At 62.7% G+C, this 20,624-nt stretch carries 20 protein-coding genes; 9 read left to right on the top strand and 11 right to left on the bottom strand.

Annotated features, from left to right (window positions below; genetic code table 11):
* The 4 genes from QZ522_RS00100 to ettA form a co-directional block, all read right to left on the bottom strand.
* Positions 1 to 1,143 (bottom strand): peptidoglycan DD-metalloendopeptidase family protein, encoded by a 1,143-nt coding sequence (locus QZ522_RS00100; protein WP_294606186.1) that lies wholly within the window; start codon positions 1,141 to 1,143, stop codon positions 1 to 3.
* Positions 1,140 to 2,660, bottom strand: a complete 1,521-nt coding sequence (gpmI, locus tag QZ522_RS00095) for a 2,3-bisphosphoglycerate-independent phosphoglycerate mutase (protein WP_294606183.1) — start codon at positions 2,658 to 2,660, stop codon at positions 1,140 to 1,142. Before gpmI ends, QZ522_RS00100 begins: the two co-directional genes overlap by 4 nt.
* A 163-nt stretch (positions 2,661 to 2,823) precedes the next feature.
* Positions 2,824 to 3,030, bottom strand: a complete 207-nt coding sequence (locus QZ522_RS00090; RefSeq protein ID WP_294606181.1) for a cold-shock protein — start codon at positions 3,028 to 3,030, stop codon at positions 2,824 to 2,826.
* Positions 3,031 to 3,231: 201 nt separating this feature from the next.
* The gene (gene ettA / locus QZ522_RS00085) at positions 3,232 to 4,887 is read right to left on the bottom strand and encodes an energy-dependent translational throttle protein EttA (protein WP_294606178.1); all 1,656 of its coding nucleotides are present in this window, start codon (positions 4,885 to 4,887) and stop codon (positions 3,232 to 3,234) included.
* Between the two features lie 313 nt (positions 4,888 to 5,200).
* Between ettA and QZ522_RS00080 the strand changes: the two genes are divergently transcribed.
* The 3 genes from QZ522_RS00080 to dacB all read left to right on the top strand — a co-directional run bounded on the left by QZ522_RS00080 (position 5,201) and on the right by dacB (position 8,655).
* On the top strand, positions 5,201 to 6,409 hold the full coding sequence (locus tag QZ522_RS00080; RefSeq protein ID WP_294606176.1) for an alpha/beta hydrolase: 1,209 nt from the start codon (positions 5,201 to 5,203) through the stop codon (positions 6,407 to 6,409).
* 62 nt (positions 6,410 to 6,471) lie between these two features.
* Complete coding sequence (locus QZ522_RS00075) at positions 6,472 to 7,086, top strand: nicotinate-nucleotide adenylyltransferase (RefSeq protein ID WP_294606173.1); 615 nt, start codon at positions 6,472 to 6,474, stop codon at positions 7,084 to 7,086.
* 60 nt (positions 7,087 to 7,146) lie between these two features.
* Positions 7,147 to 8,655, top strand: coding sequence for a D-alanyl-D-alanine carboxypeptidase/D-alanyl-D-alanine-endopeptidase (dacB, locus tag QZ522_RS00070; protein ID WP_294606170.1), 1,509 nt, complete (start codon positions 7,147 to 7,149; stop codon positions 8,653 to 8,655).
* 12 nt (positions 8,656 to 8,667) lie between these two features.
* Here dacB and QZ522_RS00065 read toward each other — a convergent pair whose 3' ends face one another.
* Positions 8,668 to 9,462 (bottom strand): crotonase/enoyl-CoA hydratase family protein, encoded by a 795-nt coding sequence (locus QZ522_RS00065; RefSeq protein WP_294606168.1) that lies wholly within the window; start codon positions 9,460 to 9,462, stop codon positions 8,668 to 8,670.
* A 109-nt stretch (positions 9,463 to 9,571) separates the two neighbouring features.
* Between QZ522_RS00065 and QZ522_RS00060 the strand changes: the two genes are divergently transcribed.
* Both QZ522_RS00060 and QZ522_RS00055 read left to right on the top strand, forming a co-directional pair.
* On the top strand, positions 9,572 to 10,678 hold the full coding sequence (locus QZ522_RS00060; protein WP_294606166.1) for a pyridoxal phosphate-dependent aminotransferase: 1,107 nt from the start codon (positions 9,572 to 9,574) through the stop codon (positions 10,676 to 10,678).
* Between the two features lie 82 nt (positions 10,679 to 10,760).
* Complete coding sequence (locus tag QZ522_RS00055) at positions 10,761 to 10,922, top strand: hypothetical protein (RefSeq protein ID WP_294606164.1); 162 nt, start codon at positions 10,761 to 10,763, stop codon at positions 10,920 to 10,922.
* Here the strand turns inward: QZ522_RS00055 and QZ522_RS00050 are convergent.
* Positions 10,919 to 12,115: an aminotransferase class V-fold PLP-dependent enzyme gene (locus QZ522_RS00050; protein WP_294606162.1), complete on the bottom strand. Its 1,197-nt coding sequence runs from the start codon at positions 12,113 to 12,115 to the stop codon at positions 10,919 to 10,921. The two genes, QZ522_RS00055 and QZ522_RS00050, sit on opposite strands and share 4 nt — an antisense overlap.
* Before the next feature lie 147 nt (positions 12,116 to 12,262).
* Here QZ522_RS00050 and QZ522_RS00045 point away from each other — a divergent pair, with 147 nt between their 5' ends.
* Positions 12,263 to 12,946 carry a tyrosine-protein phosphatase gene (locus tag QZ522_RS00045; protein ID WP_294606160.1) on the top strand — a complete coding sequence of 228 codons (684 nt, stop codon included), beginning with the start codon at positions 12,263 to 12,265 and terminating at the stop codon, positions 12,944 to 12,946.
* On the opposite strand, the gene QZ522_RS00040 is transcribed toward QZ522_RS00045, so the two are convergent.
* A complete protein-coding gene (locus QZ522_RS00040; protein ID WP_294606158.1) occupies positions 12,938 to 13,621 on the bottom strand; it encodes a TIGR04283 family arsenosugar biosynthesis glycosyltransferase in 684 nt (227 codons plus the stop codon). The two genes, QZ522_RS00045 and QZ522_RS00040, sit on opposite strands and share 9 nt — an antisense overlap.
* A gap of 67 nt (positions 13,622 to 13,688) precedes the next feature.
* Between QZ522_RS00040 and QZ522_RS00035 the strand changes: the two genes are divergently transcribed.
* Positions 13,689 to 14,420 carry a folate-binding protein gene (locus tag QZ522_RS00035; protein WP_294606157.1) on the top strand — a complete coding sequence of 244 codons (732 nt, stop codon included), beginning with the start codon at positions 13,689 to 13,691 and terminating at the stop codon, positions 14,418 to 14,420.
* A 104-nt stretch (positions 14,421 to 14,524) separates the two neighbouring features.
* On the opposite strand, the gene efp is transcribed toward QZ522_RS00035, so the two are convergent.
* A complete protein-coding gene (gene efp, locus QZ522_RS00030; RefSeq protein WP_294606155.1) occupies positions 14,525 to 15,088 on the bottom strand; it encodes an elongation factor P in 564 nt (187 codons plus the stop codon).
* Positions 15,089 to 15,304: 216 nt separating this feature from the next.
* Between efp and QZ522_RS00025 the strand changes: the two genes are divergently transcribed.
* Complete coding sequence (locus tag QZ522_RS00025; RefSeq protein ID WP_073195726.1) at positions 15,305 to 15,625, top strand: DUF6280 family protein; 321 nt, start codon at positions 15,305 to 15,307, stop codon at positions 15,623 to 15,625.
* Positions 15,626 to 15,785: 160 nt separating this feature from the next.
* Positions 15,786 to 17,240, top strand: coding sequence for a cobyric acid synthase (locus QZ522_RS00020; protein ID WP_294606147.1), 1,455 nt, complete (start codon positions 15,786 to 15,788; stop codon positions 17,238 to 17,240).
* Positions 17,241 to 17,340: 100 nt separating this feature from the next.
* Here QZ522_RS00020 and QZ522_RS00015 read toward each other — a convergent pair whose 3' ends face one another.
* From QZ522_RS00015 to QZ522_RS00005, 3 genes are all read right to left on the bottom strand, one after another.
* Positions 17,341 to 18,321: a hypothetical protein gene (locus tag QZ522_RS00015; protein ID WP_294606146.1), complete on the bottom strand. Its 981-nt coding sequence runs from the start codon at positions 18,319 to 18,321 to the stop codon at positions 17,341 to 17,343.
* Between the two features lie 85 nt (positions 18,322 to 18,406).
* Positions 18,407 to 19,807 carry a TolC family outer membrane protein gene (locus QZ522_RS00010; protein WP_294606301.1) on the bottom strand — a complete coding sequence of 467 codons (1,401 nt, stop codon included), beginning with the start codon at positions 19,805 to 19,807 and terminating at the stop codon, positions 18,407 to 18,409.
* A gap of 69 nt (positions 19,808 to 19,876) precedes the next feature.
* Positions 19,877 to 20,530: a protein-L-isoaspartate O-methyltransferase gene (locus QZ522_RS00005; RefSeq protein ID WP_294606144.1), complete on the bottom strand. Its 654-nt coding sequence runs from the start codon at positions 20,528 to 20,530 to the stop codon at positions 19,877 to 19,879.
* Between the last annotated feature and the right edge of the window lie 94 nt (positions 20,531 to 20,624).

Here is a 20,624-nt window from a genome sequence, read left to right as displayed (position 1 = left end):
TCAGTCTTCCTTGTCGGTCTTGAACCACGCAAGCGGGTCCACTGGGGAATTGTCTTGTCTGACCTCAATATAGAGTGTCTGCGTCCGTTCGGAACCCGTCACCTGAGAATCGGCGGCCAAAAGCAGATCGCCCTCTGCCCCGGTCCCGCCCATAAGTCCGACCGGGCTATTACCGGGCAATACCTGGCCTGTTTGACCATAAACAACATCAAGCCCGGCAAACACCAGCAAAATCCCCGATTGCGGTTCCAGAATGATCACATTTCCGTAGTCAAGCAAGGGGCCGCGATAGCGTACCGTCGCCGCCGCCGGGGTGCGCACAAGGGCGCGTGGCCGGGTGACGACGATTATGCCGGGACGTTCGATACCTGCGGCATCCGCCTCGCCCGCGCGGCGCAGGATGCGCCCTTCGACGGGCAACGGCAGCACGCCCTTGCGCGCGCTGATATCCGGCAGGCTTCCGGGCGCCTCGTCGATTGCGATTTTGCTCAGCCCGCTGGCGAAACCGTCTAGGGTTTCTGTCGAGGCGATCAAAAGCGCGGTTTTCACCGGATCCTCGGTAAAGCGGCGCGGCAGGTTGGTGCGCTCTGCCATTGCGGCACTCAGGGCGCTGCGTGCCTCCTGCACCCCCTCAAGCCCCTCCTGAAGCTTGTCCGCCGCACTTTGTTGCAGTGCGCGCAGCACACTCAACTCCTGCACCTTGTCGCGCAGGGCCAGGGCGCGCGCATCAAGCGCGGGCGCCACCTCGGACAGGATCATGCCCGCCCGCGCCGTACCCACCGGCCCCGCCGGATGCATGAGCAACACCGGCACCGGCGCAGTTCCCATGGTCTGAAGGACGCCTAAGAGCCGGGCAATCTCTTCGTCGCGGGCGCGTAATTCCGCGCTGAGCGCCTGTTCACGCACCGCTGCCCGGCGCAGCCCGTCGCGCATCGCCTCCAGCCCGTCTTCAAAGGCGGTGATCGTTTCGGTCAGCGCCTTGACCCGGTTTTGCGCCCCCTCGGCCGCATCAAGCGCCTCTGCTGCCCGGCTTAGCCGATCCGACGCCGCCAGCGCCGCCTTGGCCGGATCGGTCTGGGTCTGCGCCAGGGCCGGTGCCCCAAGCCCCAGTCCGACACAGAAAAGGGCGTGCAAAATCTTCATGCTATCAGGCTTTTCCCGGTCATTTCCTCGGGCTTCGGCAGGCCCATCAACTCAAGCAGTGTCGGCGCAAGATCGGCCAGCCGCCCGCCCGACCGCAGGTGTGCGCCCGGCGCGCCCCCCACAAGGATGACCGGCACCGGGTTGAGCGTATGCGCGGTATGCGGGCCGCCCGAAAGCGGGTCGATCATCACCTCGCAATTGCCGTGATCGGCGGTCACGATCATCGCGCCCCCGACCTCATCCAACGCCTTGACCACCCGCGCCAGCCCCTGATCCACGGCCTCGCAGGCCTGCATCGCCGCGCCAAGATCGCCGGTATGGCCGACCATGTCCGGATTGGCGTAATTCACCACGATAAGGTCATACCCGGCATGGATCGCGCCGACGAAATGCTCTGTCACCTCGGGCGCCGACATTTCCGGTTGCAGGTCATAGGTCGCCACATGCGGCGAGGCCGCCATATAGCGGTCTTCGCCGGGCTCTGGCGTTTCCTTGCCACCGTTGAGGAAGAAGGTCACATGCGGGTATTTCTCGGTCTCTGCCAAATGGAACTGGCGCAGGCCCTGCTTGGCCACCCATTCACCCAGCGTATTCCGTATGTCGCGCGACGGAAACACCGTGTCATACCACGCGTTATGCGCCTCGGAATATTCGACCATCCCCAAAAGCGCCGCCCATTCGGGCCGCTTGCCGGTGTCAAAACCGGTGAACTCCGGGTCGGCAATCGCCTGCAGGATCTCGCGCGCCCGGTCGGCACGGAAGTTGAGACAGAACACTCCGTCACCATCGCGCGCACCAAGATAGTTGCCGATCACGCTTGCCGCGATGAATTCATCGGATTCAGAGCGCACATAGGCATTGGTCACCGCGATGCGCGGGCTGGCACAGCGGATGCCCTTGCCAAGGGCGATCGCCTCATAGGCCTCTTGCACCCGGCCCCAGCGATTGTCCCGGTCCATGGCAAAATAGCGCCCGATCACGGTGGCGATCTCGACGTTATCGGGCAATGTCTCGGCGAGCCGTTCGAGATAGACCCGCGCCGATTTCGGCGCCACGTCCCGCCCATCGGTGAGCGCATGCAGAACCACCGGCACCCCGGCATCGGTAATCGCCCTGGCTGCGGCCACGATATGGGTCATATGCCCATGCACGCCGCCATCCGACACCAGCCCGACAAGATGCGCGCGGCCGCCACTTTTCTGCAATTTGGCGATAAAACCCTGCAGCGCCGCATTGTCGAAAAAACTGCCGTCTTCAATCGCAAGGTCAATCTGGCCCAGATCCATCGCCACAACCCGGCCAGCGCCGATATTGGTATGCCCGACCTCGGAATTGCCCATCTGCCCGCGCGGCAGGCCGACATCGGGGCCATGGGTGATCAGCGTGTCGTTGGGACAGGTCGCCATCAGCCGGTCAAAGGTGGGTGTGTTGGCCAGATGTGGCGCGTTCGCCTCGGTTTGTTCGCTCAGGCCCCAGCCATCCAGAATGCATAAAACGACGGGTTTTGGGATACGCATAACTGCTCCTGGCTTGGCCTTCTGCGCCTTCTAACCCCTTCGCGCGCCGGGGTGAACCGGTTTAGCGCTAGCACTTTCGACCCGATGCAAAATACCGCACCCAAAAACCCAAAACGCGGCCCCGTTTCGGGGGCCGCGCCTGTAATCTTACCGAAGCTGAGGCTTATGCCAGAGCGAGGTTGACTGCGCTTTCGCGGCCGTCACGGCCGGCTTCGATGTCAAATGTTACTTTTTGATCATCTGCAAGACCCGACAGGCCCGACCGTTCTACGGCCGAGATGTGTACGAAAACGTCTTTGCTGCCGCCATCGGGGGCAATAAAGCCGAAGCCTTTAGTTGTGTTGAACCATTTCACGGTGCCAGTAGCCATATCCGTGTTCTCCTAATCTAAATGCTGCCCGCGTAGGTGCGGCAGCCCGGCAAGGTATGTCTGCATCGAAGACTGAGCGCCGGTTTAGGGAGACAGCAGGTCGAAATAGAATAACGTTCGCAAGCTGCATATGGGGGCAAGGCGCAAAAATAGCAAGGTAATTTCGCGCCCGCCCCCAATATTAAAGCCGATCCGTTCCGCCTATCGCACGAACTTCTTGTGCTTCACGCGCTTGGGCTCAAGGGCATCGGGGCCAAGGCGGCGCTTTTTGTCCTCTTCGTAATCGCTGAAGGCCCCTTCGAACCATTCCACATGCGCATCGCCCTCGAAGGCAAGAATATGCGTGCAGATCCGGTCGAGGAAAAAGCGGTCGTGGCTGATGACCACGGCGCAGCCGGCGAAATCCACCAGCGCATCCTCCAGCGCGCGCAGGGTTTCGACATCCAGGTCGTTGGTCGGCTCGTCAAGCAGCAGGACATTGCCGCCATCCTTGAGCAGCCGCGCCATATGCACCCGGTTGCGTTCGCCGCCCGACAAAAGCGATACCTTCTTTTGCTGATCGCCGCCCTTGAAGTTGAACGACGAGCAATAGGCGCGCGCGTTCACCTCGGCATCGCCAAGCTTGATGATGTCCTGACCGTCGGCAATCGCCTCCCAGACGTTGTCATTCGGCGCCAGATCGTCGCGCGCCTGATCGACGTAAGAAAGCTTGACCGTATCGCCATATTCGATCGTGCCCGAATCCGGGGCCTCTTGCCCGGTGAGGGTTTTGAACAGCGTCGATTTCCCGGCACCGTTCGGCCCGATCACCCCGACAATGCCCCCCGGCGGCAGTGAAAAGCTAAGGTCTTCGATCAAAAGCTTGTCGCCCATGTGCTTGGTAAGGCCGTTGACCTCGATCACCTTGTTGCCAAGGCGCGGGCCATTCGGGATCACGATCTGGGCACGGGTCAGTTTTTCGCGCTCGGACTGGCTGGCCAGTTCGTTATAGGCGTTGATCCGGGCCTTTTGCTTGGCCTGACGCGCCTTTTGGCCCTGCCGCATCCAGTCAAGTTCGCGCTCAAGCGTCTTTTGCTTGGATTTGTCCTCGCGCGCTTCCTGGCTCAGCCGCTTGGCCTTTTGTTCCAGCCATGCGGAATAGTTGCCCTCGTAGGGCACGCCGCGGCCACGATCCAGTTCGAGAATCCAGCTGGTGATGTCGTCCAGAAAATAACGGTCGTGGGTGACGATAAGGATCGTACCCTTATAGTCGATCAGATGCTGTTGCAGCCAGGCGATGGTCTCGGCGTCAAGATGGTTGGTCGGCTCGTCGAGCAAAAGCATTTCAGGCGCTTCCAGCAACAGCTTGCAAAGCGCGACACGGCGGCGTTCACCGCCAGACAGGCTTTCGACATTGGCGTCATCGGGCGGGCAGCGCAGCGCCTCCATCGAGATATCGACCTGCGAATCCAGATCCCAGAGGTTCTGGCTGTCGATCTCGTCCTGCAATTGTGCCATCTCGTCGGCGGTCTCGTCGCTATAATTCATCGCCAATTCGTTGAAGCGATCAAGCTTGGCCTTCTTGGCCGCGACACCCAGCATGACGTTGTCACGCACGTTCAGCGCCGGATCAAGATGCGGCTCCTGCGGCAGATAGCCAACCTTGGCGCCCTCGGCGGCCCAGGCCTCGCCGGTGAAATCGGAATCCAGCCCGGCCATGATCTTCATCAGGGTCGATTTACCCGACCCGTTCACGCCCACCACGCCGATTTTGACTCCGGGCAAAAAGCTCAGGTGAATGTTCTCGAAACATTTCTTGCCGCCCGGATAGGTCTTGGAAACCCCCTGCATGTGATAGACGTATTGATAGGCTGCCATTTTGTGCCGCTCCGCTTGCGTATCTGTAATCCAGCGCATCAGATAACGCCCATGACGCGCAGGTTCAATGGCCTAGCGCATTGCGCGCGCCCACCGGATGCCGAAGTGGGTGACAGAGCGTAGGACGCGCACGGACATCCCGCCATACATCACTTTGCAGGCCAGCCAAGGTAAACACTGCGTGACCCCACCTGTGTCTTTCGCCAAAACCCGTTAGAACACTGGCGATCCCGCGCGCAAAGTTCGAGATTGCCCCAAGACAAAAAGCCGCGTCATACTGTCCCCGGAGACCCAACCCAGAGCGACCCCGGCCATGCCCCGCCCGCTGATCGACCTCTACCAGACCGTTTTGCTTGTGTTTATGCTGGCACTTGCAGGCTGCGGCGGCCCGCGCCCGCTGGCCGAGGTTGATGCGATCCCGTACACGTCGGGCGAGGACCTGAAGCTTTACTTCATCACTGACCGAAACCCGTCCCGGCCCGCCGAGGGAACGTTGCTCTACACCCCAAAGCGCAGTTCCTCGATGGCCTTTGGCACCGCGCGCCTGCGCCCTGACGAGAACGGAAAGAGGTCCCGGCTGACACAGCTTCACGAGGCGCTGCGCTTTCCTGCGACCCCGCTGCCGTTTTCGCAAAACGCCGGTGTCATCCTGCCTGACCGCGCGGCCACCACGCGCTATGGCACCAGCGCCACGGCCCTTCAGGCGCAACTCGCACAGGCGCTCCGCGAAAGCGGTCAGGACGAGGTCCTGCTTTACGTGCACGGCTTCAACAGCAGCTTCGCGGAGTCCGTGGAGACCCTTGCGCGAATCTGGCAGAGCGCGGGGAAGGGCCCGGTGCCGCTTGCCTATAGCTGGCCTGCGGACAATCCGGGAATGTTCGGGTATTTCAAGGATCGTGAAAGCGGCGAGTTTTCGATTTTCCACCTCAAGGAAACACTGCGCATGATTACCGCCACGCCGGGGCTGGGACGGTTCCATATCATCGCCCATAGCCGCGGCAGCGATGTTGTGACAACCGCACTGCGCGAACTGGTGATCGAAACCCGCGCCGCAGGTCGCAACCCGCGCCAGAGCCTACGCATCGAGAACCTGATCCTCGCCGCGCCCGATCTTGATTTCGGCGTCGTGCGCCAGCGCCTTGTTGCCGAAAAATTCGGCCCCGCCTTTGGCCGCATCACCGTCTATATCAACCCCGAGGATAGCGCGCTTGGACTTGCCCAGACCCTGATGACCGGCACCCGTTTTGGCCGCCTGTCCTATTCCGAGCTGGAACCCAATGACCGCGAGATTTTCGCCCAGATCGGCAATGTGGATTTCATCAATGTCAGCGCGGTCACCGGAAAATCGAGCCATGGCTATTTTCGCAACAACCCCGAGGTGCTGATGGATATGGCAAGGGTGTTGCAATCCGACGCGCCCCCCGACAGCCCGAAGCGCAACCTGATCCATGCCGAGGCCAATTTCTGGCGCCTGTTGCTGCCACGCGATCTGCGCGACCCGTTTGACCGGAATGATCCCTGAACACGCCCCCGATCCGCGCGTTTTCGCTTTACACCGCGCACGCGGCTGGCAATGAAAGGGCCATGAGTTACACCCTGCCCCCTTCGCATCCCGGTCAGGTGATCGGCCTTCTGGGCGGATCGTTCGATCCGCCGCATGCGGGCCATCTGCATATCAGCCGCGAGGCGCTCAAGCGGTTCGGGCTTGACCGGCTCTGGTGGCTGGTGAGCCCCGGCAACCCCCTCAAGGACCACGGCCCCGCCCCGCTTGAGCGCCGGATGGCGGCGGCGCGCGCGCTTGTCGACCACCCGCGCATCGACATCACCGATTTCGAAGCCCAGGCAGGCACCCGCTATACCGCCCAGACCCTGCGGGCGCTGCGCCGCGCGCGACCGGGCGTGCGGTTCGTGTGGCTTATGGGGGCCGACAACCTGGCACAGTTTCACCTCTGGCAGGATTGGCGCGAGATCCTGGACACCGTGCCGGTCGGCGTACTTGCCCGCCCCGGCCAGCGGATTTCCGCACGCATGTCGCCCGCCGCGCGCGCCTATGGTCACGCCCGCCTTGCCGCCCGCCAGTGCCAGCGGCTTGGCCTCTGCGACACCCCGGCCTGGTGTTTTGTCAACGTACCGATGATGGCAATTTCCTCGACCCGGCTGCGCCGTGACGGGGCTTGGGGTGAAGTGCCGCAAAAGTGACGTGACCGTGACTGCGAAACCCGATTGCACAGGACTGCGGGCTGCGCTTTACTTGGTGCCATGACCACGCCGCTTTCCCGACGCGCCTTTCTGGGCACCGCGCTTTGCGCGCTTGCCGCGCCCGCATGGGCCGGTGCGCCAGACGTATCCCTGCGCCCCAGGGCTAGGCCGCGCGACATCGCGCGCAGCGTCGCCACACGCGGCCCCTCGGCGCCAAGCACGAGCGCGCTGATTGCCGAAGCCAGGCTGTCGGGAAACGTCGGCTTTGCGGTGAGCGACGCCACGACGGGCCTTATCCTGGAAGAGGGCGACGCCGCCCTCGGTCTGCCGCCCGCCAGCGTGACCAAGGCGGTAACGGCGCTTTACGGGCTGGATACACTCGGGGCCGATCACAGGTTTCAGACCCGCCTTATCGCCACCGGACCGATCAGCGGCGGGATCCTCAAGGGCGATCTGATACTTGCCGGTGGCGGCGATCCGACGCTTGATACCAACGCGCTTGCCGGGATGGCCGCCGCCCTTAAAAAGGCCGGACTGCGCGAATTGCGCGGCAAGTTCCTGGTCTGGGGCGGCGCCGTGCCGTTCCGGCGCGCTATTGATGAAACACAACCCGAGCACGCGGGCTATAACCCGGCTCTCTCGGGGCTGAACCTGAATTTCAACCGGGTGCATTTTGAGTGGAAGCGCAGCGGCGGCAAATATGCCATCACCATGGATGCGCGATCCGACAAGTACCGCCCGGATGTGACCACCGCGCGCATGCGGATCGCCGAGCGGAGCGCGCCGGTTTACACGTATCGCGGCACTGCTCAGCGCGACGAGTGGACCGTCGCCCGAAGCGCGCTTGGCAATGGCGGCGCACGGTGGTTGCCGGTGCGTCAGCCAGAGCTTTACGCAGGCGAGGTCTTTGCCACCTTCGCGCGCTCGCAGGGCATCAAGCTGGGCCAGCCCGAGATCACCCGCAAGGCGCCCTCGGGCACCGCCCTTGTCACCTATCGAAGCGATCCACTCAGCACCATTTTGCGCCAAATGCTGCGCTATTCCACCAACCTGACCGCCGAGATGGTCGGCCTTGCCAGCAGCGCCGCGCGGCTTGGCAAACCCGTATCGCTATCGGCCTCGGCGCGCGAAATGACCGAATGGGCACAAGCGGTGCTCGGCATGAGCGGCGCACGGCTGGTTGATCACTCGGGGCTTGGCGATGCCTCACGGCTGACGGCGGCGTCAATGGCACGCGGGCTTGGAAAGGCCCATAAAGCGGGGCTGTTAAAGCCGCTGCTGCGCGATATTCCGCTGCGCGATGCGCGCGGGCGTACCCTCAAGATTCAACCGGCAAAGGTGGTGGCAAAAACCGGCACGCTCTATTTTGTAAGCGCGCTTGCCGGCTATATGACAACCCCCGACGGCGCCGAGATGGCCTTTGCGATTTTCACCGCCAGCGACAGCCTGCGCGCCAAGGTCAATTCCGCACAGGACGAACGCCCGCCCGGCGCGGCCGCATGGAACAGGCGTGCCAAGACCCTGCAACAGGCGCTTATCGAACGCTGGAGCACGGTCTACGGGGGCTAGCCCTGCGGCGCCTCAGGCCTTGCCCTTGAAAACCGGCGCGCGCCCGGCAAGATTGGCGGCAATCTGTTCCATCTGATGCGGCTTGCCGATCAGGTCGGCCTGCTCGCGGCTCTCGGCCATCAAAATGTCACCCTCGCTTGCCCCGCTTTCCGCCAGACCGATCAGCCGCTTGGCCGCGCGGATCGCCGAGGGACTTTTGCCCACGATCTCCGCGGCAAGATCATGCGCCGCCGCAAGCGGATCATCGGCGATCTCGGTCACAAGCCCCCAGTCAAGCGCCTGCCCGGCGCCGACCGGCCTGGCGGTATAGGTCAACAGGCGGATCACGTCGCTGCGCGTCAGCCCCGGCAAGAGCGCCATACCGCCCATATCGGGGACCAGCCCCCATTTCATCTCCATCACGGCAAGCCTGGCGTCGGGCTGGGCGATGCGGATATCGGCGCCAAGCGCCAGTTGGAACCCCGCGCCGTAAACTGCGCCATGCAGGGCCGCGATCACCGGGACCGGCACCCGGCGCCAGACCATCGCCACCTCTTGAAAGATGTTCGTATTGCCATGAGTGCGCGGCATGACAAGCCCTTCGGGGTCCGCCGCCGCAAACTTGGCAAAGCTCGCCACGTCAAGCCCGGCGCAAAACGCCTGCCCTTCACCCGACAGGACCACCGCCCGAATATCGCTCTCGCAAAGCGCCAGCCCCGCCGCGACGATCGCCTCGGCCATCTCGGGGTCAAGCGCGTTGCGCTTGTCGGCCCGCGTCAGGGTCACCGCTGCGATGTGATTTTCGATCTCGACACGAACCCGGCTCATGGCATCCCCCTGTGCATGACGACATGAAACACCACTTGCCAGGGCAAGGCCAGACCGACGTGGGGGCATGCCCTTGCGCGCAGGCCTGCGATCCCGTTAACTGCGCGGCATGGATACTCCGCGCTATACAGACCTTGTTCAAACCCTGCCCGCCAACGTGCCCTTTGTCGGCCCCGAGGAACAGGAACGCGCCCGTGGCGCGCCCTTTGCGGCGCGGCTTGGGGCGAATGAAAACATCTTTGGGCCCTCGCCCAAGGCGATTGCCGCCATGCGGGCCGAGGCGGAAAATGTATGGAAATACGGCGATCCGACCAGCCATGACCTGCGTGCCGCCCTGGCCGAAAGCATGGGCGTTGCGACCGGAAACATCCTTGTCGGCGAAGGCATAGACGGGCTTTTGGGCAATCTGGTGCGATTGCTGATCGGCCCCGGCGACGCGGTGGTTACCTCGGACGGGGCCTATCCGACGTTCAACTATCACGTGGCGGGCTTTGGCGGGGTGCTGCACAAGGTGCCCTACCGCGACGACCACGAAGACCTTGCCGCGCTCATGACCCGTGCCCACGCGGTCAATGCCAAGCTGATCTATCTGGCCAACCCCGACAACCCGATGGGAAGCTGGCACAGGGGCGCCGATATCGTCGCGGCGCTGGAGCATTTGCCCAAGGGCTGTTTGCTCCTGCTCGATGAGGCCTATGTCGAATTCGCCCCGGACGGCACCGCCGCGCCGGTATCGGCCGACGATCCGCGCGTGATCCGGATGCGAACATTTTCAAAGGCTTACGGCATGGCCGGGGCGCGTATCGGCTATGCCATCGGCGCGCCGGATCTGATCCGCAGCTTTGACAAGATCCGCAACCACTTTGGCATGAACCGCATGGCGCAGGTCGGCGCATTGGCGGCCTTGCGCGATATGGAGTGGCTTGCCGACATTCAGGCCAGGGTGGCCGAGGCCCGCGACAGCATCGCGCGCATCGCCGCCGGGCACGGCCTTGCGACCCTGCCCTCGGCGACCAATTTCGTTGCCGTCGACTGTGGCCGGGACGGCGATTTCGCGCGCGCCGTTCTGGCGGCGCTGGTGGCGCGCGGCGTCTTCGTGCGCATGCCCTTTGTGGCGCCGCAGGATCGGTGCATCCGCATAAGCTGTGGCCGGCCAGAAGACCTTGCGGTATTGGCCCGCGCCCTGCCCGAGGCCCTTGCAGAGGCGCGCGGATAATGGCCAGCTGACAGGCCGGACTCAAAAATTGACCTGACAGGTGGATTTCATACGCTAAAATTGCCGTATGAATCGTGGAAACATGCCCTCTGCGCCCAATTACACCAACGCCGCCCTGGTGATGGGGCTGGTGAATCTGGTCTGGGTATTCATGGTGATCTGGGTCCAGCTTGGGCTTTTGGCGGTGATCGCCACGGGCTATGTGCTCGACAAGCTGATAAGCCGGATCGCGCGAAACCGTTAAGCCCCGGCAATCACCCGCGCCGCTGCCGACAATCCCCCCGTGCCATGCGGAATATCAAGCGCCGCAAAACCGGCCTCGATCACGCCAAGCGCGCCCATCACCATATGCGCATTCACATGCCCCATGTGACCGATGCGGAAAAACCCGTGCCATGCCGGATCATTCGGTTCGGCCATGCCAAGCCCTATCCCCAGGGTAAGGCCGGCCTCACTCTCCACCCATTTGCGCAGGGACGAGCCATGCGGCGCGCCAATACGCAAGGCGGTGACTGCGCGGCTGCGCAGCGCGGGATCGGAAATATTGAACTCCAGCGGGCCACCCTCGCCCCAGGCATCGCAAGCCGCCCAGATCGCGCGGGCCAGTTGGTCATGGCGCGCCCAGACTGTCTCGATCCCCTCGGCCTTGATCATGTCAAGCGCGGCACGCAGACCGTAAAGATGATGGGTCGGCGCGGTGCCACCGAAATACTGATAGAACATCTCGGGTTCGGCACGCGGCAGCCAATCCCAATAGCGCGTCACGTTGGGCATCACGGCGCGCGCTGCGGCAGCCTTGTCGCCGATGAACACGAAGGCGAGGCCGGGCGGCACCATAAGGCCCTTCTGGCTTGCCGCGACCATCACATCAACGCCCCATGCGTCCATCTCGAAGCGGTCACAGGCCAGGGACGCAATGCAATCGGCCATCAAAAGCGCCGGGTGCCCGGCGGCATCCATCGCCGCGCGAATGGCAGCCACATCACTGAGAACCGAAGACGATGTATCCACATGCGTGACCAGAACCGCCTTGATGGTATGATCGGTATCGGCCCGCAATGCCGCCTCAAGCTGATCGGGGTCTACCGGCGCGCGCTTGCCGAAATCAAGCATCTGCGTCTCGATCCCCTGCCCGCGCGCCACCTCGGCCCAGCCGTGGCCAAACCGCCCGGTAGCGGACACCAGAACCCTCTCGCCCGGTGCCACGGTATTGGCAAGTGCGGCCTCCCATGCGCCGTGGCCATTGCTGATATAGATCGCGACACGACCCTTGGTGCGTGCCACCGCCGTCAGATCGGGGATCAACCCCGCCGTCATCTCGATCAGCGCGCCCTCATAGATATTGGGCGCCGAGCGATGCATCGCACGCAGCACCTCTTCGGGCATGACAGAGGGACCGGGAATTGCGAGATAGGGGCGCCCTTGCGACAGGCTCATGGTATTGCTCTCCTGCGGTTGAGCGCCGACATTACGCCGCTGTGCGGCGCCGTCAATCACCGATCATCAGCTTGCCATACCCCGCCCGGCCCCCTACATGGGGGCGAGCCGGGCCAAACCGCCCCCAAACCGGAGTGCCTTGCCCGCATGAGCCTTTTCAAACGGATTTCCAATTGGGAACGCGCGCTGCGCGCGTCGTATAACACCGACCTCTCGACCCCCGAAAACCGTCGTCGCGCCCATATTTACAACCTCTGGTTCGACCATGCGGTGCTTCGCAAGATCTGGACCAATTTCTTTCAGGTGGCGCCGGGGGTCTACCGCTCGAACCAGCCCACCCATGAGCGGTTTGAGCGCCTCAAGGCGCAAGGCGTGCGCTCTGTTCTTAACCTGCGAGGGGCGGCGGGTGCGGCGCATTACCTTGTAGAGGAAGAAAGCTGTCGCGACCTTGGGCTGACGCTTATCAATTGCTCGCTTCAGGCCCGCGATGCGGCCCCACCCGAGAATATCCTTGCGGTGATCCGCGCCTTTCGCCAGATCGAAAAGCCCTTCGTGATGCATTGCAAATCCGGCGCCGACCGGGCCGGGTTTGCCTCGGCAATCTATCTTTTGGTGATCGAAGGTCGGCCCATGGCCGAAGCGCGCAAGATGCTGGGGGTGAAATACCTGCACCTCAAGTGGTCACGCACCGGAATTCTTGACTATATCCTCGACCAATACGAGGCGCGAGATGCCCAAAGCCCGATCGGCTTCGAAGACTGGATCGCCAACGAATACGACCACGAGGCGCTTCAGGCGGCCTATCACGCGGCGCATAAACCGCTATTTTGACGCCCGATAGCGTGCCGCAAGACGCGCCGGATCGCCCCCCGCGAAATAGCGCGCCAAAAGCGCGAGGTTGCGCATCCCGCGCAAAAGCCAACCGTCCGCCTGATAGCGCGCCGCACTTGTGCACACCCTGAGCGGCAGCGCGGCAAGCCGCCCCTTCAGGGCCCGCGCCATCGCCACATCCTCCATCAGGGCAATATCGCGATACCCGCCCGCCGCGTCATAGTCAGCGCGCGAGATCAAAAGACCCTGATCGCCGTAAGGTAAGCCAAACAGCCGCGACCGCAGATTGGCCCAGCCCGCCACCAGCATCGGCATAAGCCCCGTCGCGTCAAACCCAAGCCGGAAATAAGCCGGCCCGCCGCGCGCGATCTGATCGCGGACAGCCCCCGCCCATCCGACCGGAAGAACCGTATCGGCATGCAGGAACAAAAGCCATTCGCCCGACGCCACATGCGCCCCGCGCCTAAGCTGTCCGCCACGCGACGGCGCGCCTTGCACGATGACCGCGCCAGCCTCGTCCGCCATCCTCAGCGTGCCATCCCCCGAACCGCCATCGCTTATGATCAGCTCGCGGATAAGCCCCGCCTCAAGCCCTTCGATCAGGGCCGCAAGACAGGCCGGAAGCGCCGCATCGGCATTCAATGTCGGGATCACCACTGATAAAACTGCACGCATCACCTGCCCCCTGTTGTCTTCGCCTCAGCGACCTATATTACACCCATACGACCAGCGGGAGAGGGTAATGACGCGCACCATTCTGGAAATCACCGGTTCCGAGGCCGCCAGTTTTCTACAGGGGCTGGTCACCAATGACATTGCCGGGCTTGATCGGGGGCTTGTCTATGCCGCCATTCTGTCGCCGCAGGGCAAATACCTGGCGGATTTTTTCCTGTTGCGGCGCAACGATGCAATCTGGCTTGATGTCGACACCAGCCTTGCCGCCCCCTTGTCGCAACGATTGGGCATGTACAAACTGCGCGCCGATGTAGCCATTGCCGCAACAGATCGTCAGGTCCGCCGGGGAACCGGCCCCGCGCCTGCGGGTGCCCTCATGGATCCGCGTCACCCGGATATGGGCTGGCGGCTTTACGGCGATGAGGGCGGCGATGACGGCAGCGACTTCGACCGCATCCGCGTCACCCACTGCATCCCCGAAACCGGGATCGAGCTGACACCCGACAGCTTTATCCTGGAGGCCGGCTTCGAGCGGCTGAACGGCGTTGATTTCCGCAAGGGCTGTTACGTTGGGCAAGAGGTGACGGCGCGGATGAAACACAAGACCGAACTGCGCAAAGGGCTGATCACCGTAGCGATTGACGGCAGCGCCCCGCTCGGCAGCGAGATCATCACGCCCGAGGGCAAGGCCGCCGGGACGCTTTATACCCAGTCGGGTAACCGCGCCATTGCCTATCTGCGCCATGATCGCGCCGTGCGCGGCATGACCGCCGACACGGCGCGCATTGATCCTGTCTAACCCCTGGCGTGGGTGAAGCCCACGCGTGCCCCCTGCCCCGTCCGCCAAATGAAAAGAGGCCCCCGCATGGAGGCCCCTGATACTCTGTCTGTCCCGTCACGCGGTTACGCGCGCTCGGCATATTCCATCGTCTCGGTGTTGACGATGATGTCCTCGTCGACGCCCACGAACGGCGGCACCATCACCTTGACGCCGTTGTCTAGAATGGCGGGCTTGAAGCTGTTGGCGGCGGTCTGGCCTTTGACCACCGGCTCGGTCTCGACGATCTTGCAGGTCACCTTTTGCGGCAATGACGCATGCAGCGCCTCGCTTTCGTGGAACTCGACGGTGATTGTCATGCCATCCTGAAGGAACGGGCGACGCTCGCCAAGCAAGTCCGCCGGAAGCTCGATCTGTTCGTAGGTTTCGGTATCCATGAACACCAGCTTGCCGTTCTCCTCATAAAGGAACTGCTGGTCTTTCTGTTCAAGGCGCACGCGCTCGACCTTGTCGGCGCTGCGGAACCGCTCGTTGAGTTTCGAGCCATTGCGCAGGTTGCGCATCTCGACCTGGGCAAACGCGCCGCCCTTGCCGGGCTTGACGTGGTCAACCTTGACCGCAGCCCACAGGCCACCGTTATGCTCCAGTACGTTACCGGGGCGGATTTCGTTTCCGTTAATCTTGGGCATTGCGTCCAAACCATGACAAAAGGTTGATAAGAAGTCTACCCGACCTATATCTGGCGTTAAGATGGGTGGCAAGACAACGAAATATCGATTTCAGCAAGGCGAGGCATGCATAAAGTGCATAGAAGTTATGCATATACGCTCTATCCGAATCATAAAAACTCCTCCATAAGGAGCGCCACGCCCAAAACACAAGAGCAATAAGAACAAGGACGAATGATGAAAGATTTCGTTGACGGCACAGCTTTCAAAAGCGAACAGGGCAATCGTGCACGTAAACTTTTTGCGGCCGTTGTACTGGCCGCGCTGGATGATGCAATTTCCGATGACAAGAAATATGGCAACGGCCCCGAGCAGATCGCCCGCTGGGCACGCTCGCGCGATGGCCGTGAAGTTCTGTCTTGCGCCGGTATCGACCCGAACGAACGTGTCGTTTCGGGCCTGATGGATTTTGTTGCCAAAGGTGTACGTACCTCGGTCGCGCTGTCGCGTGAAGAGAGCGAGCGTCGCAATGCCGCGGCCCAGGCCGAAGCGGCCTGATCGCGCCAAAGTTCCTGGAATTTTCAAAGGCCCTGCCATGACTGGCGGGGCTTTTGCTTGTCCGGGGGCCACCAGAAAACAGCGGCACGCCAGCAATCACCGCTTTCGCAGCGCGCGCCGTCTTTGTATCAAGCGCACAAGACCAAGCGGGGAATAGGCCATGGCGCGCGCGATCATGATACAAGGGGCGGGCTCGAATGTGGGCAAGTCGATGCTGGTTGCGGGACTGGCGCGCGCCTACCGTTTGCGCGGGCTCAACGTCGCCCCGTTCAAACCGCAGAACATGTCGAACAACGCCGCTGTAACCTGTGATGGCGGCGAGATTGGCCGCGCCCAGGCACTCCAGGCGCTGGCCGCCGGGCGCGCGCCCCATACGGACATGAACCCGATCCTGCTCAAGCCGGAATCCGACATCGGCGCGCAGGTTATCGTTCAGGGCAAACGCTTTGCCACCCTGCGCGCCCGCGATTACGCCAAGGCCAAACCCCAGCTTCTGGCCCCCGCGCTGGAAAGTTTTCACCGCCTCTGCGCGGGTGCCGATCTTGTCCTGATCGAGGGTGCCGGAAGCCCGGCCGAGATCAATCTGCGGGCGGGCGATATTGCCAATATGGGCTTTGCCGAGGCTGCTGGCGTCCCGGTGATCCTTGTCGGAGACATCGACCGCGGTGGCGTGATTGCCCAGATCGTCGGCACGCAGGCGGTTTTGCCGCCCGCCGATGCCGCGCATATCAAAGGCTTTGCCGTCAACAAGTTCCGTGGCGATGTCAGCCTGTTTGACGAGGGCGTGACCGAGATCGTCACGCGAACCGGCTGGCCCTCGCTCGGGGTCATTCCGTGGTTTGATCAGGCCTGGCGCCTGCCAGCCGAGGATGTAATGGATATCGCCTCGACCAAGGGTGGCGCCTTCAAGGTGGCGGTGCCGCGCCTGACACGGATCGCCAATTTCGACGACCTCGATCCGCTTTCGAGCGAACCCGGCCTGAGCGTCGAGATCATCCAGCCCGGTCAGCCCCTGCCCGGCGATGCCGATCTCGTGCTGATCCCCGGCAGCAAATCCACCATTGCCGATCTGGCGGATTTCCGGCGCAACGGCTGGGATATCGACCTTGCGGCGCATATCCGGCGCGGCGGGCATGTCCTTGGGATTTGCGGCGGTTACCAGATGCTTGGCCAACAGATCAACGACCCCGACGGCATCGAGGGGCCGGCCTGTTCGGTGCCGGGCCTCGGGCATCTTGACGTGGTCACCACCATGCACCCCGAAAAGCGGCTGGCACTGACCAGCGCGACCTATCTGGCGACCGGCGACCAGGTCGAAGGTTATGAAATCCACCTTGGCAACACCACCGGCCCCGATTGCGCCAATGCCTGGCTTTCGGTCGGGAATCGCGCGGAAGGTGCGGCCTCAGCGGATGGCCGGGTGCGTGGCGCCTATCTGCACGGGCTGTTTGCCAGCGATGCGTTTCGCGCCGCTTTTCTCGGCGGGCTTGGGGCGTCATCGGGCTTGAGTTACGGGGAAAATGTCGAAGACACGCTGGATGCACTTGCCGCGCATCTTGAATGTCACATGAACCTTGACCTGCTCCTGTCGCTCAGCACCGAGCCGACGCCCTAGCGCCTGTCGCGTTCATTCGCATTCACGCGCGCGCCTCTAACAACTTGATTTTGCACGCTTGTTGCGCGGAAATCCGACGCCTGCCTTGACGCAACGTGGTCTAGTTCATGTCCTGGCTGGTCAGGGCGCGGTGGATTTCGCGGCGTACAAGTTTACGCACATTGCGCGTGATCCGCTCGCCAAGGGCGCCCTGCAATTCCTGGCGCACGATTTCCGACACCATGTCGCGCAGCGCCTCTTCATCGAGAACTGCATCATCAAGCGACAGGCCATCGTTGTCGCCCCACTGCTCGACCGGCGGGATCGGCATTGCATCCTGTGACCAGTCCTGCTCGTGCCGGGCCGAGGCAACGTCATCCGCTTCGGCCCAATCAGGATCTGCAGAAAGCTCTTCTTCATCAGCCTCGTCAAGCCGGTCCTGCGCATTGCCCCAGGACAGCGGGGTGACCCGGCCACCGGCATAATCATCGCCGGATTCGCCATCCGGCTCCCATTGGTCATAGCGATTGGCCACGACCGCCTCGAACTCTGCGGCCTGGGCTTCAAGATCGCTGCGGGCATCTTTGCCATCGTCAAGATCGGGCGTTTCCGCCGCGCTCTCCGCGGTTTGGGCGGGCTCCGCCTGCGCGCTCTCAACCGGCACCGGATCGTCCGCCTCTTCGGCGGTCTCAAGCCAGATGTCACCCTCGGGCTCTACGTTATCCGCCGAGGTATCCCCTTCAGCATGATCCCGAGCGGCATCCTTTTCGGCGGTCCGTTGCTCGTCATCGTCGTGATTTTCATGCTCCGAGGCATACATATCCGCCTCGGCCGGTGCATCCTCGAGCTGAGAATCGCCAGCCTCCCGCGCCTCTTCGTCCTCTGACGTGATCTGATCTTCGGGGGCAGCGGGCGACGCGATGCCCGACGGCTCGGCGGCGGGGCTGTCGTCGACGCGCAACGAGGGCGTCAGAACCAGACGGTTCACCGGTTCACTATCGGGCTCCGGCAGCGCAAACCTGTCTTGCGCGCCATTGGAAACAAGCCGCCGGATAGAGGACAGGACATCCTCGATTTCCACATTTGTCACGGGATCTGACATATATCGCTACCACTCTTGCCTTGTCACAGCTTACCCCTGAGGGCCTTTTCACACAACCGATTCACTCAGCCGTTTAGGAAGAGTTTTAGTTTTTTCCAATAGCACGCAGAACCCGGTCAAGCTTTTGGCCCTGAGGGCTCATGTCGACGGGGGCCGTTTTGACCAGATCGTAATAGGCATTCGGGTCATAGGTCTGAACCCCGAGGTTCAGGTCCTTCGCCGTCAGCTCGCCGATCGAGGACAGCACGGAATAGGCCGCGATGACCACATCGGCATTGGCCGAAATCAGGTTGGCCTTGGCGTTAAGCAGGTCCTGCTCGGCATCCAGCACATCAAGCGTCGTGCGCGCGCCAAGCTTGGCCTCTTCGCGCACCCCGTCAAAGGCGACGGTGGCGGCGCGGACTTCTTCCCGGCTGGCGGCACGGCTGGCGCGGGCAGCGCGCAGGTTGGCATAGGCATCACCCACATCCTGTGTCACCTGAAGCCCCGCAAGGTGAAGCGCCCCGCGCTGCGCGTCGCGCTGCGCCATCGCCTGGCGCTTGGCAGAGCTGAGCCGCCCGCCCTGATAGATAGGGCCGCGCAATTCAACGCCGAAACTGCCGGTCCGCGACAAGTCGGATTCCGACAAATCCTCGCTGGCGCCAACCCGGCCGACCAGGTTCAATTGCGGCTTCATCGCCGCCGCAGCCACCTGGATATTAAGCTCGGCGGCGGCCACATCATGCTGGGCCCGCAACAGGTCTGGATGGCGGCGCATCGCGACGGATTTGGCCGCCTGGATATCGTTTGACAGGTTCGGCATCACGGTCGGAGTGCTGAGAGCGCCGGGGCTGCGCCCGATGGCAGAGCGGAATTCCTCGACCGCGCGGGCAAGATCGCCCTGAGCCCCCGCAAGCCCGCTTTGGGCATTCGCCACCGCCGCCTCGGCCTGGGCGACATCGGTGCGGGTCACCTCGCCCACTTCAAACCGGTCCTGCGCGGCACGCAATTCCTGGCGCAAAAGCCGCAGGTTGTTTTCCCGCAACGCCACGAATTCGCTGTTGCGGATCACATTCATATAGGCGTTCACGCCGGTCAAAAGCACCAATTGCTCGATGCTGATCAGGGTCTGGCGCGTCGCCAACACGGTTTCCTTGGTCGATTCAACCACCAGATTGCTGCGCCCGAAATCATAGAGCAGAAGGCTGGCCGTGATTCCGAGGTTCAGGCTTGTGGTGCCGGTGTTGCGCGTCCGGCCAAGGGTGCGTGTGCGTCCGAAGTCGCGGGTCACATCGGTGGTCCAGTCGATGATCGGCCGCAGCCCCGAGACCGCCTGCGCCACATCCTCATCCGCCGCGCGCAAAAGCGCCCGGTTCTGGTCAAGCAGGCCGCTGTTGAGATAGGCGCTCTTAAGGGCGTCCGCCAGTGTTTCGGCCCGTGCCGCGACCGGTGCAGAGACCAGAACCGCCAGCCCGAGAGCGGCGCCAAAGACCCGCCCACAAGTCATGAATGTCGTCTTCGCTTTCAACTTTCGCTCCTTGCCTCGCCTGTCTGGCGAACCGCTCAGTCCCGATTTTTACAGTGTGAAGGCCGCGTGCCGTTCAAATCCCGGCAAAACCGGCGCGCCAGCGTTGAACGCAAAGCGCCAGTTGATTTGACCGTCGATCTTGTAACCGATCCTCACCACACCAAGCGACCCTTCCATGAAGAGACAGGCAATCCGCCCCCCCTCTTTCAACTGGTCTGTAAGCGCGGTGGGCAGATGCTCGATCGCACCCTGAATGGTAATCACATCATAGGGGCCATGATCCGGGGCGCCCTGGGTCAATTCCCCCTGATGCAGAATGACATTGTCGGCGCCGTTTTCGGCAAGCACCCGCTGTGCTTCCTGCACCATATCGCTGTCATCCTCGACGGCCACGACCGCCTCGGCCATGCGTGCCACCACCGCGGAAGAATATCCAAGCCCCGAACCGACATCAAGCACGAGGTCATCGCCCTCGATCTCAAGCGCATCGAGAATCTTGGCAAGGGTGCGCGGCTCAAGCACGACGCGGCCACCGCCAAGATCGACATTCTCGCCCATATAGGCGGCCTCTCGAAGGGGGCGCGGCACGAACTGTTCGCGCGGGACGGACAGCATTGCGTCGATAATCGGAAATTTCGTCACATCAGAAGGGCGAACCTGCGTATCCACCATCATCGTGCGCCGCGCGGCATAATCTGTCATGAGCTAAACTCTCGGCTTCGGAATCCTATGGGGAGGTTCTGGCACAGAACCCGCGCCTCGGCAACGCCTAGCAACGGCGAAAACCTCGCATTGC

The sequence above is a fragment of the uncultured Roseovarius sp. genome (assembly GCF_913054395.1).
Lineage (GTDB): Bacteria > Pseudomonadota > Alphaproteobacteria > Rhodobacterales > Rhodobacteraceae > Roseovarius.
This window is presented reverse-complemented; position numbering and strand designations above follow the sequence as displayed.

Bases quoted from the DNA above. Each gene is read 5' to 3' on its own strand.
- QZ522_RS00100 (WP_294606186.1), bottom strand. From the start codon at position 1,143: ATGAAGATTTTGCACGCCCTTTTCTGTGTCGGACTGGGGCTTGGGGCA.
- gpmI (WP_294606183.1), bottom strand. From the start codon at position 2,660: ATGCGTATCCCAAAACCCGTCGTTTTATGCATTCTGGATGGCTGGGGC.
- QZ522_RS00090 (WP_294606181.1), bottom strand. From the start codon at position 3,030: ATGGCTACTGGCACCGTGAAATGGTTCAACACAACTAAAGGCTTCGGC.
- ettA (WP_294606178.1), bottom strand. From the start codon at position 4,887: ATGGCAGCCTATCAATACGTCTATCACATGCAGGGGGTTTCCAAGACC.
- QZ522_RS00080 (WP_294606176.1), top strand. From the start codon at position 5,201: ATGCCCCGCCCGCTGATCGACCTCTACCAGACCGTTTTGCTTGTGTTT.
- QZ522_RS00075 (WP_294606173.1), top strand. From the start codon at position 6,472: ATGAGTTACACCCTGCCCCCTTCGCATCCCGGTCAGGTGATCGGCCTT.
- dacB (WP_294606170.1), top strand. From the start codon at position 7,147: ATGACCACGCCGCTTTCCCGACGCGCCTTTCTGGGCACCGCGCTTTGC.
- QZ522_RS00065 (WP_294606168.1), bottom strand. From the start codon at position 9,462: ATGAGCCGGGTTCGTGTCGAGATCGAAAATCACATCGCAGCGGTGACC.
- QZ522_RS00060 (WP_294606166.1), top strand. From the start codon at position 9,572: ATGGATACTCCGCGCTATACAGACCTTGTTCAAACCCTGCCCGCCAAC.
- QZ522_RS00055 (WP_294606164.1), top strand. From the start codon at position 10,761: ATGCCCTCTGCGCCCAATTACACCAACGCCGCCCTGGTGATGGGGCTG.
- QZ522_RS00050 (WP_294606162.1), bottom strand. From the start codon at position 12,115: ATGAGCCTGTCGCAAGGGCGCCCCTATCTCGCAATTCCCGGTCCCTCT.
- QZ522_RS00045 (WP_294606160.1), top strand. From the start codon at position 12,263: ATGAGCCTTTTCAAACGGATTTCCAATTGGGAACGCGCGCTGCGCGCG.
- QZ522_RS00040 (WP_294606158.1), bottom strand. From the start codon at position 13,621: ATGCGTGCAGTTTTATCAGTGGTGATCCCGACATTGAATGCCGATGCG.
- QZ522_RS00035 (WP_294606157.1), top strand. From the start codon at position 13,689: ATGACGCGCACCATTCTGGAAATCACCGGTTCCGAGGCCGCCAGTTTT.
- efp (WP_294606155.1), bottom strand. From the start codon at position 15,088: ATGCCCAAGATTAACGGAAACGAAATCCGCCCCGGTAACGTACTGGAG.
- QZ522_RS00025 (WP_073195726.1), top strand. From the start codon at position 15,305: ATGAAAGATTTCGTTGACGGCACAGCTTTCAAAAGCGAACAGGGCAAT.
- QZ522_RS00020 (WP_294606147.1), top strand. From the start codon at position 15,786: ATGGCGCGCGCGATCATGATACAAGGGGCGGGCTCGAATGTGGGCAAG.
- QZ522_RS00015 (WP_294606146.1), bottom strand. From the start codon at position 18,321: ATGTCAGATCCCGTGACAAATGTGGAAATCGAGGATGTCCTGTCCTCT.
- QZ522_RS00010 (WP_294606301.1), bottom strand. From the start codon at position 19,807: ATGACTTGTGGGCGGGTCTTTGGCGCCGCTCTCGGGCTGGCGGTTCTG.
- QZ522_RS00005 (WP_294606144.1), bottom strand. From the start codon at position 20,530: ATGACAGATTATGCCGCGCGGCGCACGATGATGGTGGATACGCAGGTT.